Origin of the sequence: Bradyrhizobium septentrionale (assembly GCF_011516645.4) — a bacterium.
GTDB classification, from domain to species: Bacteria; Pseudomonadota; Alphaproteobacteria; order Rhizobiales; family Xanthobacteraceae; genus Bradyrhizobium; species Bradyrhizobium septentrionale.
Genome location: NZ_CP088285.1, coordinates 6,293,938 through 6,308,671, shown reverse-complemented (window position 1 = coordinate 6,308,671; position 14,734 = coordinate 6,293,938). Strand labels below are relative to the sequence as shown.

The following is a 14,734-nucleotide window of genomic DNA, read 5'->3' as shown; positions in this document are numbered from 1 at the left end:
TTCCGGCTCAATCGGTTTTGGGGACTTCCGCCGACTTGCTGCCGCCCTGCGCCACGCATTGCTGAAAGAAGTGCAGCCGGTCGCCATTCATCGGCCCGGCACCCGGCCGCTTGTACGGGTAGACCATATAGGCCGCGCGCAAGCACCGTTTCGCCGTCTCGGCATCGGGTGCGGCGACGGCGGCAGTCGACGCCACCAACAGCGCCAGCACGGCACCGAACCGGAGCCAAGCGCCGCTCACGGTTTCTCACATTCCGAATAGAACACGCCGTTTGCGGCCGCCAGCCGCTGCAGGCAATGCCGCTTGTCGGTCACCGCGCCCTCAACGGTGAAATCGTAGGCCTGCGCCTTCAGGATCAGCGCATAGCGTCCCGGCGACAGCGGCGCGTCGTCGCGCGGCTGGACCTCGAACATCTGCGGATCCTCGCTCAGCGGCGCTGCGCGGAACGGGATCGAGATGTTGCGGATCACCCAGGTGTCGTCGCCCTGCGAGACCACCGGCTTTCCGGTCGCGTCGAACGTGGTCTGCTGGGTCACGCGCGCGATCAGGCGCACATCGATCGGGTCGGAGGCGCCGCTACTGCCTTCGCGTCGGAACACGATGAAGCGGAGATGGCCGTCAGGCAATGCGGTCTCGCTTGGCCTCGTGATCGCAGCCGAAATCGCTATCCGCGGATCCGGCGCGCGCCCCTGGATCATCTGCAGCTCGTACAGCCTGCCGCCGCTCTCGGCGTAGACGCCGTAAGCGGTCGGCAGCGGCCGTTTCGGCGCCGGCGGCGCGGCGGCGGCCGGTGCAGGCACGGCCGCGATGACGGCCGGCTTTTGGGTTTCGGCCGGCGCCGGTGCGAGCGTGCCGGCGATCATCGCGCGCGCTGCCGCCAAGGACACACCGCGTTGCTGCAGCAGGACAACGGCCGCGATCAGTCCAAAGAAGCCCAGCATGGCCACATAACGCAGCGGCGCCGACGACGACCATTTCGGACGGCGCAACAGCTCGACCGGCTCGGCGCGATCGAGCGTCGGGATGAATGCGTCCTCGGCATCAATCGAGGAAGGCCCCTCGATCCTCCGCGCAGCGCCCGCCGCCTCCAGAAATGCCGGCAGCGCCCGTGCCGGCGGCACAGCGAATTTCTCGACCGGATGGTTCCGGGTGTGCGCTTCGACGCCTTCGATCGCCGCTTCCAGCGCCTGCAGCAGCCGCTGCTTTTCGTTCGGATCCTCATGGGCGAGCTGCTGCAGCTTCTGCCGCGCGAGCTCGTAGACCGCGCTGCGCAGCTGCTGCGGATCTGACCTTACGGAGTCGATGGTTCGCGCCAGAACCAGCGCGAACTCCACCTCGGGGTGCGCAGGGCTGATGTCCCTGACCGTCCTCTGGGCCGGCGTCGACGTCATAAATGTTAGTCTGGTTTGATCATAACGTTAATGTATTCTAGGTGGCTTTTATCGCTAACACAAATGACCCAGCTTGCAGATGACGCCGTGCTCCAACCCTATCGTACCGAACCGCAACGGGGTTCATTGATCCGTCCCCTGCAAATCCTGGACGACTGGTTGTTCGCGCCGAAGCGGGACCGCCGATCCTGGCGCGACATCCTGCTGCTTGCGGGATGGATGGCGCTGGTGGGCTTCCAGATCGCCCGTCACGTGATGTGGCGCGACGAAGTCCGGGCGCTCACCATCGCGCTGAACGGCGACGATCCGATCGCCATGCTGAGAGGGCTGCACGGCGAAGGTCACCCTGCCCTTTGGTACCTGCTGCTGCGCGGCGCACATGCCGTGTTCGGCCGCGGCGAGGTGCTGCCTGGTGTCGCCTTCGTGGCCGGGCTCGTCACGGTCGCGCTGCTGATCTTCCGGTCGCCGTTCCCGCGGCCGCTGGTCCTGCTCCTGATCACCAGCCATGCGCTACTATTTGAATATGTCGTGATGGCGCGGAATTACGGCATCTTGGCCCTGTTCCTGTTTGCGATCGCGGCCTGCTATCCGGCCCACCGCGACCGCGGCGTCCTGCTCGGCGCACTCTTGTTGCTGCTCGCCAACACCAATGTCGTCGGCGCGATCATGGCCGGCGCATTCCTGCTGTTCTGGCTGTTCGACCTACTCGAGGCTCATGGCTGGCGTTGGTCGCCGCAACTGACCAATTTCGCGATCAATGCCATCATCGCAACGATCGGCGTCGCCATCTGCGCGGCGACGATGCTGCCGACCTATAATGATGCGGCGGCCCGGGACTGGTCGCACGCATCACCGCTAACGGCTGCAATGCTGTCCCTGGTGAACCCCGGCGCGACGTCACTGGGAGCGCTGTTTGCCAATCTGTTGCCGGGGATCGTGGGATCAGTCCTGCTGTTCGCCGCAACGCTCGCCCTGCTGCCGCGGCGGCCGGCCTTTCTCGCCACCATCGCCGCACTTCTGCTGACGTCGCTGTTCTTCGCCGTCGCCGCCAACGGCGCCCACCGCCACGCCGCCGTCTGGCTGTGCTTCCTGATCACGCTCTATTGGATCAGCTGGCGCCAGGTCACCGCGGCATCGATCTCTCGAACTTGGTACGACCGGCTCTTGCCGGCGATCGGACGCGTGTCGCTGCTGCTGGTGCTCGCGATCCAGAGCGCCGCCGGCATCAACGACCTGCGCAACGCGGCGACCGGTGTCGTCGCGAGCCGCAGCGCCGATCTCGGCCGCCTGATCGCCTCGCGCGCCGATCTCGCCAACGCGGTCATCCTCAGCGAGCCGGAATACCTGGTCGAGGCGCTGCCCTACTACGTCAAGAACCGGCTCTATCTCGCCCGCGACCACAAGTTCGGCAGCGTCGTGATCTTTTCGCGCAAGGGCAGGATGGACAGCGATCTCGGCGAGACCCTGCGCCTGGCGCACGAGCTCCGCAACACCATCGGCGCGCCCGTCATCATCCTGCTGGCCTATCGGCTCGACGAGATCACGCCAGACCGGATCTACGACGAGGGCAAGGACTGGCGGACATTCCGCGCCTCGGCCGCGCAGATCCGCGATTTCCGCGCAGCGACCACGATGATCCGCCGCTTCGGCCCCGCCAGGACCGACGAAAGCTTCGATGTCTACCTCCTCAATTAGGCGATCGCCGAGATCGAGGACAACAGGAACGGACCGCGCGATGGCGCTGATGGACAGCAAGGTCGAAGCCGGCAAGCCGCCGGCCGCGGGCATCCGGCAGTATTTTGCCATCCTGCGGCTCGATCACAGCACCAAGCACATCTTCATCGTTCCCGGAATCATCCTCGCCTGCCTGCTGCGCGGCGTACGGGGCGATCATGTTGCCGCCTCGATCGTCCTTGGGCTTGTGGCCGCGGTCTGCATCGCGTCGGCCAACTACGTCATCAACGAATGGTTCGACCGCGACTTCGACCGGCATCACCCGACCAAGTCGCAGCGCTCCGCGGTGCAGAGCGCGATGGACGGCAAGATCATCGGCATCGAATGGCTGCTGCTGGTCGCGCTTGGCCTGGTCTGCGCAGCTGCGTGCAGCCGGCTGATGCTGTTGGCAACCGGCATCTTCGCCCTGCAGGGCATCGTCTACAATGTCCCGCCGCTGCGCAGCAAGGACAAGGCCTATTTCGACGTCATCTCGGAGTCCGTCAACAATCCGCTGCGGCTGTTGATCGGCTGGGCCATGATTGACCCGACGTCGCTGCCGCCGGGCTCGGTGATCCTGTGCTACTGGTTCGGCGGCGCATTCCTGATGGCCGCCAAGCGGTTGTCCGAATACCGCGAGATCGCCGCGTCCCACGGCAGGGAGCTATTGGCGCGTTACCGCGCGAGCTTTGCAGACTATAGCGAGGTGTCGCTGACCGCCTCCTGCCTCAGCTACTCGCTGTTCTCGGTGTTCTTCCTCTCGGTGTTCCTGGTGAAGTACCGCATCGAATACATCCTGGCGATGCCGTTGGTGGTGATGCTGTTCACCACCTATTTTTCGATGTCGACATCGCCGGGATCATCGGCGCAGAAGCCCGAGAAGCTCTATGGCGAGCGCGGCCTGATGCTGATCGTGCTGGCGCTGGTCGCCGTCTTCCTGGTGGCCAGCTTCGTCGACATGCCGTTCCTCGCCCGGCTGGCGGAGCAGCACTATATCACCCTGGATTGAAGTCTCGCGGCCGCGGGTTTATCGCCGGCGCGGATGCGCCTTCTGGTGCCACGCCCAGGCCGAGCGAATGATGTAGCCGAGATCGGACCGCTTCGCCTTGAAGCCGAGGCCGCTCTCCGAGTTGGAAGGATCGGCGACCAGGATCGGCGGATCGCCGGCCCTGCGTTCGCGCACCACACTTGGCACCGCCTCGCCGGTCTCGGCGCGGATCGCGTCGAGCACCTCGCGCACCGAATAGCCGGTGCCGGTGCCGAGATTGAACACGCCGCCGGCGCCGCCGTTCAACAGCAGCTCGAGCGCCGCGATATGGGCGGCGGCGAGATCGTCGACATGGATGTAGTCGCGCACCGCAGTGCCGTCAGGCGTCTCATAGTCCTCGCCGAAGATCGCGAAATCCGGCACATGCCCGAGCAGCGCCATCAGCGCGCGCGGAATCAGGTGCGTCTCGGGATCGCGGAGCTCGCCGATGGTGCCGGAGGCATCGGCGCCGCAAGCGTTGAAATAGCGCAGGCAGACCGATTTGAACTGATAGGCCGCGCGATAGTCAGCCAGCATCTGCTCGATCATGAATTTGGACCGGCCATAGGGATTGACGGTCGGACCTGCGGCGCTCTCGGGGATCGGATCGCGCCCGGCGTTGCCGTAGACGGCACCGGTGCTGGAAAACACCAGGCGGTCGCAGCCCGCCTCCCGCATGCCGCGCAGCAGGCCAAGCGTCCCGGTCACATTGTTGGTGTAGTACTTCTGCGGATCCGCGACGGACTCGCCGACGGCGCTGAACGCGGCGAAATGCATCACGGCGAGCGCATCGTGCCCGCGGATGGTGGCGGCGATCCTGCCGTGATCGGCGACGTCGCCGATCACCAGCGGTCCCCATTGCACGAAGTTGCGGTGGCCGGTGGACAAATTGTCGTAGACCACGGGGACAAATCCCGCCTCGGCAACAGCCTTGGCGCAGTGGGACCCAATGTATCCCGCGCCGCCCGTGATGAGTATCGAACCCCTGCTCGCCATTGAAAATGTCGTCCCTGCGCGGACCAATCCTGCATCCCGACAGACGCAGCGACTGCATGGGTACGACATTCCGTCTGACGCGGCAAAACGACGATGGGATTAGCGTTAAGACCGAGCCGATTTGCCGCCGACGTGGCGGTTAACGCGACCCGAGCGGGACGTTGGTTCGTTGCCCGGCCGGCGGCGCGTGTCGCGACGGCCTCCCATTAGGATAAACCGGTGTTGCCGGCGGCACCGGCTGGGTCGCCTGCGGGCGCGATGTCGGAACGCCGCCGCCCGGTCCATCGATCGAATAGCGGGTTGCTGCGCCCTGCGTGGTCTGCCCGGTGCCCTGCGCAAGCACCGGAGCACTGAAGGCTGCGACCAGCGCCGCAGCTGTGACAAGACTGGCCAGCTTCATGTCGATGCCTCGACGGGTTGGATCGACATCAACCCGTCACGCCGCCAATCGTTCCCGACAACGTGGCGGCAGCCGTCCAGCAATCGGGGCGTCCCTCATATGAAAGTGGCGCGGCGAAATGTCTCGCCGCGCCACTTTTCGATCGATGGGCAGCCTTGAAAAGCTCAGGCGCCGAGCTGCGCGACGGCGGCCCAGTGATCGGGGTTCGCCGGGGTCTGCATCCTGACCCAGCGATAATGCGCCTGCGACCAGTTGCGGATCTGCGCGTTCAGATTGTCGAGCACGATATCGCCGCCGTTGGCGCGGACCACCAGCACCAGATGATGCTCGCCCCAGGAGGTCACCACCTCGCTCAGCAGCAGATTGCGCATCGGCCAGCCGCGCGCCAAGAGCTCATGACGCTTGCTGACGGCGTAGTCGTTGCAATCGCCGCGCGCCGGATTGATCAGCCATTCCTCGCCGGCAAGGCCGCGTTCATTGCGCTGCGGAGTGATCTGGCGATTGACCGAAGCATTGACCTCGATCAGGTCGGCAATGCGCTGCTTGGTCAAGCGCATCGCACCTCCGCGGAACACCATGCGGGCGTGCGGCTTTTGCTTGCATTCATCGGAATAGCGCATGCAGAACATCGTGTAGGCCATCGGCGCCAGCGTCGGCTCGCTGAAGCGGATCTTCTCGATCACGCCGCGCAGCGGCAGCGGAAAGCCGATCATGCCGGCCTGCGTGTCCCGTGCGCTTGTCCCGAGCGCAACGATCGCCAGAACCAGGGCCACCACTCTCTTGACGTTGTACATTCTTCACTCCCCACCGTGACGGGAAGCATGTACGGGAAATGTCTTGAGCCTAGCCTCAAGCGCGCGGCGGCATTTGCCTCAAATGCTCAGCTCTGCACGAGCAATGCGTTAACCAAGCAAGGGTTCCTTCCGATGGCGGGCATTTCGGCTTACCGATATGGCGCGCGCACCGATCTGCGACCGTCAACAAATCCTAACATTATGGGCTTTTGCGGCCTCATTCCGCGGTTTCTGCCAAGGCGGCCGCTGGATGAAGGCGCCGACTGCGCTGCAGAATTTTTTTGTTCCCACGCCGGCATGGTTAGCCACTCGTGAAGCGGCCGGCGCGCTTTGTTAAATGGTCACCCGTTGTCGCGGCGCGATCCCGCTCCAGCTCATGACGAGATCGGCAAGCGTCTTGATCTCGATATCCGCTGGCGTACCGCCGGCGAAATCGGCAACCGATTGCCCCAGCGCGAAGGCGCGAACATAGGCCGAGCGGCTTCCGATCGTCGGCCCGATCGCTTCCTCGAACGTATCGAGCTCCTCGATGAATTGCTGGCCTTCGAGGGTGCGGTGGTCGACGCGGTTCGGCACGATCATGGCGCGGAGCGCCGTCCGCCGCGATGCGCGCACCTCCCGCACGATGTCGAGCGTCCTTGCGGTCGCCTCGATGTCGAGGCCGGAGGGCGTACATGGCATCAGCACGATATTGGCGACTGCGAGCACGGCACCCAGCGCCCGATCGTTGGGTGCGGAGTCAACGACGATGATCTGATGCGGAACCTGGCGCATCAGCGTGGCCCATTCGGCGACCGGCCGGGTTTCAGGATCGAGCTGGTAGACCGGAAACGACAGATTGCCGGGCTCGGCCCAGTGACACGCCGACGCCTGGGAGTCGGCGTCGACGAGTCCCACCGCGCGCGTACGCCGATCCAGTTCTGCGGCGAGCAGGACCGCGAGGGTCGTCTTTCCGACCCCGCCCTTGCGCTGGGCAACTGAGATCACAAGCGGCATCGCAAACTCCTGGCGTTCTTCCCATTGGTGCGCGGGAGGACGCCGTCATCCAACGAGCGTCAGCATCCGGGGCAAGCAGACGCGCTTTGAGTCGTAATTGTCTCTCACAAAGCTCCTCGCCTTCATCCGCATCTTCTTGAAGGCCCTGGGCCGTGACAGCACCGAGATTACCTGATCCGACAGCGCATCAATATCAAAAAACGGCGCGAGGAGACCGTTGCCATCCGAGATGATGTCGCGCAGCGGGGCGGTGTCGGACGCCACCACCGCGCATCCCGCGCTCATGGCCTCCAGCAGCGACCATGACAGCACGAAAGGATAGGTCAGATAGACGTGCACCGAGGAAATCTGCAGCAGCTCGAGATACTGCTCCCGGGGAACCCGGCCGAGGAAATGCACGCGGCGCAGGTCGATGTCCGACCTGATCTCGTCCAGGAACATCGACTTCCAGCTCGCGCCCTTGGGCGGATGCGCGCCATAGGACGTGCCACTGCCGCCGACGATCACGACCTGCGCATTCGGCCGCGCGGCCATGATCCTCGGCAGCGATCGCATGAAGACGTGGAATCCGCGCACCGGCTCCAGATTGCGCGAGACGTAGGTGATCACTTCGTCGTCTGCCGAAAGTGTCGCACCGTTCGGAAGCTGATGCCGCGCGACAGGATTGGGCTTCACCTCGTCGGTGTCCACGCCCTCGTGGATGACCTCGATCTTGCTGCGAAACTCGGCCGGAAAGGTCGACCGCTGCCATGGCGTCGGTGAGACGCCCACGTCGCATTCGGTGAGCGCCAGCAGCGTGGTCGCATTCTTCAGGTGGAGCGCGACATTGCCATCAAGGCCGGTCATGGGAAATTCCGGATCGAAGCCGACGTCCCTGCCTTCGGCGCCGTAGTAGAATTCGCAATACAGGATGATCCTCGCCCTCGGAAACATCGTGCGCAGCGGCAACGTCTCGCCCCATCCGGGATGCGCGAAGATCAGGTCCGGGACGAAGCCCTGCCCCGACAGCGATGACAGCGCATACAGAACCTCTTCCGCGCGCCGCGCTTCGGTATCGAAACGGCGGGCAAAGGGATGCACCGCGGCGGCGTCCGCCTTGGTGGTCGAGTATTTGATCAGCCGGATGTCGGGCGAAGTGACTGCGGTCGACGAACCGACCGCAACGACCCTGTTGCCGGGCTGATCCGCAAGCGCACGCGCAATGTGGCGATACTGGGCTGGAAAGTTATTGTGGACGAAGAGGACGTTCATCGGCGGGCGAGCGCGCCCCCCGGCCGCGCGATCTTCCATTGAGGTCAGGGTCGGCACCATGACCGGGCGTGTGTCATCGATCTGCACGGGTGAAACTATCTTACCGGATTAACATTAAGACCCCTTCTATCACATCAATTTTTGAGGCACACTGTGTGAGAGATATATCGACACATTCGGTTAGGTTCACAGACGACGATGAACGAACAGATCCAGCAGAAAACCGTTGACCTGGCACGAGGTCTGTTCCTGGTCCGGTACAATGGCGCAGATGATAAGACGTCCCCTCCGGTGGTGCGCGTCTATGCAGATCGCGCCAGTCTTAACAATTGTAATATCATTACCGGGCCGGACGTGGTCAATGGAACCCTGTTCGCGCCCGAGACCGCGCTGGTCGTGTCGGTCGCCCGGCCGAGCCGCCTGATCGTCGAGGTCACGGCAGGACGCGCCGGCGGGTCGACCGCCGCCAATATCAAGATCGAGCCGCTGACCCAAGGACAGCCGGTTGGGCAGCCGGCTGGACAGCCGGTCGCGCAGCCGGTCAGCCAGCCGGTCGACACCTACGAGCCTGAGGCCGGCGCCGGCGAGCTGGACGACCTCAAGCTGCTCGCGCATGTTGCGGGTTTGGGCGACGTGACGGTCGGTGCCAACGCCTGGATTGCCGGACCGTCGGCTCCGGCCCGGATCGAGGGAATTGGCCTCGAATGGCCGAACATGCCGCACGATCTCAACCTGCAATATGCGGTCAAATTCGCCAGGCCGCAGCGGGGCGACAATCAGTTCGTTCCCATTGGAACCTTTGCCGGAACCCGGGGACGCGCGTTGGCCATCACCGGATTCTCGCTCGAAGCCACCGGCCCCGGCGTCGATCGCTACGCCATTTCGGCCGAGACCATCTTCCTGGGGGCTCCGGCCCTGCGGGTGTCCGGGAACCGGATTGTGGTGTCGGGCCCTTCAGGCCGGGAACCGCTGGTGGGCCTCAAGCTCAACCTCGAAGAGCGCCGCGTGCAGGCAGCGCCGCTTGCGCCCCAGCAGCCGAGGCGCGTTGAGCCCGTCAATCAAATACCGCGCCTGGAGGGACGGGTGCGGGTGTTCCGGAGCCGGCAGAGCGCCGCAAAGACGGCCGGCTGACATGCGGGCGCATGAGGGCGAGATTTGACCGCCGACGCGCGCAGGATCGCCTTCACGTCCAGAACGCTCCATCACATCGATCTCGAGCGGGCCGCCGTCAGGGCGCTCGAGGCACGTGACTTCCGCCTGGCGTTCGCGCTCACCGATCGCCGCTGCCGGATCCTGCCCCATGCGGACGCCCGCGCCCATTTGCTGGGCGCGGAAGCGCTGTTTCATCTCGATCTCCTGGATGCGGCTGTCGCCAGCGTGGCGCGGGCGCTCGAGCTCGAGCCGGACGATCTGGTCGCCGCGCGGCGCATGATGGCATGGGGCGACGGCGCCGGGCAGATCGACGCTGCACGAAGCGTCGCGCGGCGCGACGACGATCCGGATTCGGTCAGGGGCGCCCTCCTGCTCATCGAACAGGCCGGTCAGGACAGCTGCGCCCGCGTCGACTTCCTCGATGAGGAGGTGAAGGGATGGGTGACATGGCGAGGAGCGGACGCCCCGCATCTTTCGCTGGCGCAGGCGGGCCAATCGAGCACCGTCACGCTTCCCGCCGATTCCCGCCACAGATTCGCGCTCCATGGGCGACACGCCGCGAGCTTCCGCCTGATGCGGCCAGCGTCCGCGACCTCGCAGCTGCTCGAGATCACGCAAGCGGACCGGGTCATCGCAAGTGTCCAACTCCCGGCCAACCGCGCCCCGGATCGCCGGATCGCGCCGCATAGGCCGGCTCGCAGCGGACACGGCGAAACACCGCCGCTCACCATCATCATCCCGGTGTATCGGGATCTGACCGCAACGCGCGCCTGCATCGAGAGCGCGTTGACCGCGATAGCGTGCACGCCGGATTCGACCATCGTCGTCGTGGACGACGCATCGCCTGAACCCGACATCAAGCATTTGCTCGGCGAGCTGGCTGCGGACTCCCGCATACGGCTCCTGACCAATGCGCACAATCTTGGGTTCGTCGGAGCCGTCAACCGGGCCCTTGCCGAGACGACGACCGGCGATGTCGTGCTGCTGAATTCGGATGCGATCGTGCCGAAACACGCGCTGCAGCGCCTGCGCAGCGCCGTGCGTTCGATGCCGGGGATAGGTACCGCGACGCCGCTATCGAACAATGGCGAATACACCAGCTTTCCGGTCGCAAACCGGTCGAACCCCCTGCCCTCGCTCGCCGAACTGGAATTGCTGGATGAATTTGCCGGCGCGGCGAATTCCGGGCTGGCCATCGACATCCCCAACGGCATCGGTTTTTGCCTCTACATCACCCGCGAATGCCTCGAGGCCGTGCGTGAACTCTCCGACGACTTCTATCGCGGCTATCTCGAAGACGTCGACTTCTGCCTGCGCGCCGCAGAGGCCGGATTCCGAAACGTATGCATCCCCTCGGTGTTCGTCGGACATGAGGGCTCGCGCTCGTTTCTTGGCGAGAAGCGCTCGCTGGTGATGCGTAACCTTCGCGTTCTCGAGCACCGCTACCGGCGCTACGCGACCGAGTGCGCGGCGTTCCTGCTTGCCGATCCGCTGCGCGATTGCCGCGCGGCGCTTGAGCTCAAGCTGCTCGCGAACGAAGCGCGCACAGACGGCCCGCACATCATCCTGTGCGGCTCCGCCGCCGGCCGGGCGATCGCCATCAGGCGATGCCGACAGCTCGCGGCGGAGGGCGAGCGCAGCCTGATCGTGCATTTTCGCTCCGAGGGACAACGCCAGCTGGCTGCAGCGTTCGACCCCGACGGCGGAACACCGCAGTCGATCGCGTTCGACGTCGCGACGCATCAGGGCGGCGAGGCCTTTCTGAAGTTTCTCACCGGTCTCGACATCCGCTCGCTTACGATCGCAGAGCCGAACCGCGTCCCCGGCGCATGCCTGGAACAGCTCACGCAGCGCTTCGTCTACGATCTCCTGATCACCGACACCGCGCTTGCAACGCGCCCGGCGATTGGAGCTGGCGTTGATCCCGACTGGTCGGGCCTGATCGCCGGGGCGCGACGCGTGACTGCGATCGGCCAGAGCGGCGCCGACTTTTCTGACGCGGTGCTCGGCCTGCGAGTGGTCAGGTTCAGCGAACCGTCTGCGTCGCCAACGCGGCCTCACGCCGCGAGCGGCCCGACGCGCCTCGGCCTGCTTGCGCTCCACGCCAGCGCTGCGGAATTTCGCTTCATCCGCGCGTTGAGCGACCAAATGGCCGACGCCGACGACGGGATCGAGATCATCGTGCTGGGCACCACCCTTGACGATCTCAAGCTGATGCAGCGGACCAATGTCATGGTCACCGGCGAGATCGCCGCGGCCGACGTTGCCACACTGATCGCGGGTCACGGCATCACGAAACTGGTTCTCGACATCGGCGCGCCGGCGTTTGGACATCCACTGGTGGACGCGCTCCTGGCAACCGGGCTGCCGGCCGCCGCAACAGCGTGGATTCCGGCACCAGGGCGCGGCCGAACAACCGACCTGAAGCTGCGGCCTAGCTTTGATGCCGACGAGACGATCGCCGCCGTATGCGACTGGCTGGTCGAGGGTGTCGCGCTACATCCCGATCGGGGGGACGGTCGGAACAGGCGGCAAATTGGCACGCGCCTTCCATGAGCGGGGCGGCCATGCGAGTGCGGAGAACGGCGCTGAATCCAGCCCCAGCAGCGGGCTGTAATAGGGATCGTCGAGCAGCACCGCTCCCCATTTCGCGCGCAGCATCGCCAGCTCGCGATTGAAGCGGGCCTTGCGATCCGGCGCGGAATCGCGGCCCCGGCTCGCCGACTCCAGGTGAACGAGTTTCGCGTCCGGCGTGAATACGATCCGCTTTCCGAGGTGGCGCAGCTTCAGGCACAAATCGATATCGTTGAAATTGATCGGAAAGCGGATCGCGTCCATGCCGCCGACGGCGACGAAGTCGCGCTTGCGCATCAAGAGGCACGCCGCGGTCACCGCCGAGCATTCGTGCGCCACCTGGAGAAGATCGCCGTAGCCGGGATCGCCATCCATCCGGTCATTGAAGGCGTGCGCGGCAAAGAAGTTGGTGCCCAGCACCACTCCGCCATGCTGCACGACGCTGTTTGGCCAGAGCAGCTTCGCGCCGACAGCTCCGACATCGGGAGCAGCCAGCCGCCACAACAGCTCCGCCAGCCAACCGTCGTCGAGCGCCTGAACGTCGTTGTTGAGAAAGCAGATATTCTCCGTGTCGACGCAATCGACGGCGGCGTTGTTGATCGCTGCGAAGTTGAAGGGCCCTTCGACCGAAATGACGTCGATCTCCTCCGCCGACAGGCTCTCCAGATAGTCCAGCGTTTCAGGCTCGGTCGAGCCGTTATCGACGACAAGAATCCGGGCATTGGTCTCATGTACCGCCGGCGTCACCGTCTCGATGCACCGCTTGAGAAGCTCTGCGCGATTCCTGTTCGGAATAATGATGGTGGTGCGCTCGTTCCAATCGACCGCGCGCCTGACCCGGACGGCCGGAAGGAGGCCAGCCTTTCGCGGCTCGACATTCGCGTCGATGCCGGCTCTGACGAAATACGCTTCGCTTGCGGCGATCAGTTCGGCGATCGCAGCCGACGCATCGATCCGCGGCAACGCCGCAACCGATCCCGGCAGATGAAACGTTCGATCAGGCTCCACGCAGGACAGGAAGATGTCGTAGAGCGACGTCGCCGATCGCAGCGCTTCCAACGCACGTTCCCGGCGCACCGCGAAACAATACGCGCCATAGGCTTGCTCGAGCGCACGTTCGAGGTCGAAGGCCGAAAACGCCAGCGGCCAGACGGCACCGCCCTGGACCTCGACATCGCCGTAGGCAAGATCGCAGTCGACTTCAGATGCAAACACATCGGCGAAGCGCTGCAGGGCGTCTTCCGCGAGGATGGTCCCGCTCAGGCAGAACACGAAGAAATCGCTGTTGGCCGCATCGCCGTCGACAAATTCGCGCGCAGCTCTCGGATCGAACTGGCTGAATCCCTGTGCTGGCAGGCTCGCCGCCGTCCAGGTCGCGTGCCGCTGGGCTTCGAGGCTCTCGATGCTTTCGTCCACCCTGACGTCGCCGATCAGGACGACCGCGGCCTCGGACGACACGTCGGACTGACTTGCCGGCCAGAAGCGCGCTTTCCAGCCTTGATAGGTGTGGAACGGCACCGAGGCCGGCAGCAGCTGGTCGAACAGCTGTCCGCGCAACCGCTCGCTGTCCCAGCGCCCGAGATCGGCGAGGGTTTGCTCCAATCCGCGATCGAACGCGACAAATGCAATCGGCTCGGAGACGAGGCTCCGTCCCGACATTGTCCGCGCCGACAGTCCACGCACGCGACCATCCGCAAAATGCTCGGGCAGATGAAAATCAATCCGGCGGCCGACCCCGAACTCGCCTCCCTGCGCGACGTTGGTCCACCCGATCGGCCTCACGGTCATCACCGGCCGTTGCGCGATCAGGATTTCGATGTCTTCGTCGACGTCTTGAGCAAGCCAGCCTTCGAAGCGCAAACCTCCGGCCCATTTGATATCGCCGATCCGGTGCCACTGTGCCTCCGGTGCGGCGACATCGCAACGAATCGGCGTACCGACGGGACTTCCGATATTTGCCAGCCTGGCTTCAACGATCGTGGCGTTCGAGCCGACCTGATCCTGCACGTGGAAGGTAAAGCCAAATCGGCCATCGCCGATCCCGGCGTCGGCAAGCTCTGTTACAAACTCGTCACACAATGATGACATGTATGGCTCGCCGTCGACGAGCAGTTCGACGGTGTAGCGTCGGCCGAGATCGGCGCGGTCATAAACAAACCCAGAAAACGTGGTGCGATCATATCTGGAGAACTGCGTTTGCAACGACGCGTATTCAGTTCCTGAGGGCTCGTGCTTGCTGATCGTCTTCGTCCTCATGTCAACCCTCAAACGGCGGCTCGGTTGTCAATCGATTGCAAACTGAGAATGACGTCCATGGCGCGCCTTGGGTGATTAGCGAGCACTCAACTGCACTCAGGCAATCACCGTTTGCACAAAAAGCCGCCGACCTTCAACACAAACTATACGTTATAAAACTTGGCGTTATCGGTGCCAATTGTG

At 64.5% G+C, this 14,734-nt stretch carries 12 protein-coding genes; 4 read left to right on the top strand and 8 right to left on the bottom strand.

Translation table 11 applies throughout. The features are described from left to right. Nucleotides 1–7: 7 nt before the first annotated feature. Both HAP48_RS31725 and HAP48_RS31720 read right to left on the bottom strand, forming a co-directional pair. Nucleotides 8–241, bottom strand: coding sequence for a hypothetical protein (locus HAP48_RS31725; RefSeq protein WP_166203829.1), 234 nt, complete (start codon nucleotides 239–241; stop codon nucleotides 8–10). Beyond that, nucleotides 238–1,392, bottom strand: a complete 1,155-nt coding sequence (locus HAP48_RS31720; protein WP_210292701.1) for a hypothetical protein — start codon at nucleotides 1,390–1,392, stop codon at nucleotides 238–240. The genes HAP48_RS31725 and HAP48_RS31720 overlap by 4 nt, the downstream gene beginning before the upstream one ends. A 63-nt stretch (nucleotides 1,393–1,455) precedes the next feature. Between HAP48_RS31720 and HAP48_RS31715 the strand changes: the two genes are divergently transcribed. Both HAP48_RS31715 and HAP48_RS31710 read left to right on the top strand, forming a co-directional pair. Further along, nucleotides 1,456–3,087, top strand: coding sequence for a hypothetical protein (locus tag HAP48_RS31715; RefSeq protein ID WP_234622335.1), 1,632 nt, complete (start codon nucleotides 1,456–1,458; stop codon nucleotides 3,085–3,087). A 40-nt stretch (nucleotides 3,088–3,127) separates the two neighbouring features. Further along, the gene (locus HAP48_RS31710; protein WP_166203828.1) at nucleotides 3,128–4,114 is read left to right on the top strand and encodes a UbiA family prenyltransferase; all 987 of its coding nucleotides are present in this window, start codon (nucleotides 3,128–3,130) and stop codon (nucleotides 4,112–4,114) included. Between the two features lie 18 nt (nucleotides 4,115–4,132). Here HAP48_RS31710 and galE read toward each other — a convergent pair whose 3' ends face one another. The 5 genes from galE to HAP48_RS31685 all read right to left on the bottom strand — a co-directional run bounded on the left by galE (nucleotide 4,133) and on the right by HAP48_RS31685 (nucleotide 8,569). Continuing rightward, nucleotides 4,133–5,128 (bottom strand): UDP-glucose 4-epimerase GalE, encoded by a 996-nt coding sequence (gene galE, locus HAP48_RS31705; protein ID WP_166203827.1) that lies wholly within the window; start codon nucleotides 5,126–5,128, stop codon nucleotides 4,133–4,135. Nucleotides 5,129–5,267: 139 nt separating this feature from the next. Further along, nucleotides 5,268–5,528, bottom strand: coding sequence for a hypothetical protein (locus HAP48_RS31700; protein WP_166203826.1), 261 nt, complete (start codon nucleotides 5,526–5,528; stop codon nucleotides 5,268–5,270). Nucleotides 5,529–5,692: 164 nt separating this feature from the next. Beyond that, complete coding sequence (locus HAP48_RS31695; RefSeq protein WP_166203825.1) at nucleotides 5,693–6,322, bottom strand: transglutaminase-like cysteine peptidase; 630 nt, start codon at nucleotides 6,320–6,322, stop codon at nucleotides 5,693–5,695. A gap of 333 nt (nucleotides 6,323–6,655) precedes the next feature. After that, on the bottom strand, nucleotides 6,656–7,318 hold the full coding sequence (locus tag HAP48_RS31690; protein WP_029082364.1) for a ParA family protein: 663 nt from the start codon (nucleotides 7,316–7,318) through the stop codon (nucleotides 6,656–6,658). A 45-nt stretch (nucleotides 7,319–7,363) separates the two neighbouring features. After that, nucleotides 7,364–8,569 carry a glycosyltransferase family 4 protein gene (locus HAP48_RS31685; RefSeq protein ID WP_166203824.1) on the bottom strand — a complete coding sequence of 402 codons (1,206 nt, stop codon included), beginning with the start codon at nucleotides 8,567–8,569 and terminating at the stop codon, nucleotides 7,364–7,366. Nucleotides 8,570–8,767: 198 nt separating this feature from the next. Between HAP48_RS31685 and HAP48_RS31680 the strand changes: the two genes are divergently transcribed. Both HAP48_RS31680 and HAP48_RS31675 read left to right on the top strand, forming a co-directional pair. After that, a complete protein-coding gene (locus HAP48_RS31680) occupies nucleotides 8,768–9,700 on the top strand; it encodes a hypothetical protein (protein ID WP_224496699.1) in 933 nt (310 codons plus the stop codon). Nucleotides 9,701–9,724: 24 nt separating this feature from the next. Continuing rightward, nucleotides 9,725–12,277 (top strand): glycosyltransferase, encoded by a 2,553-nt coding sequence (locus HAP48_RS31675; protein ID WP_166203823.1) that lies wholly within the window; start codon nucleotides 9,725–9,727, stop codon nucleotides 12,275–12,277. On the opposite strand, the gene HAP48_RS31670 is transcribed toward HAP48_RS31675, so the two are convergent. Continuing rightward, the gene (locus HAP48_RS31670; RefSeq protein ID WP_166203822.1) at nucleotides 12,218–14,551 is read right to left on the bottom strand and encodes a glycosyltransferase family 2 protein; all 2,334 of its coding nucleotides are present in this window, start codon (nucleotides 14,549–14,551) and stop codon (nucleotides 12,218–12,220) included. The genes HAP48_RS31675 and HAP48_RS31670 overlap by 60 nt on opposite strands. Nucleotides 14,552–14,734 lie beyond the last annotated feature (183 nt).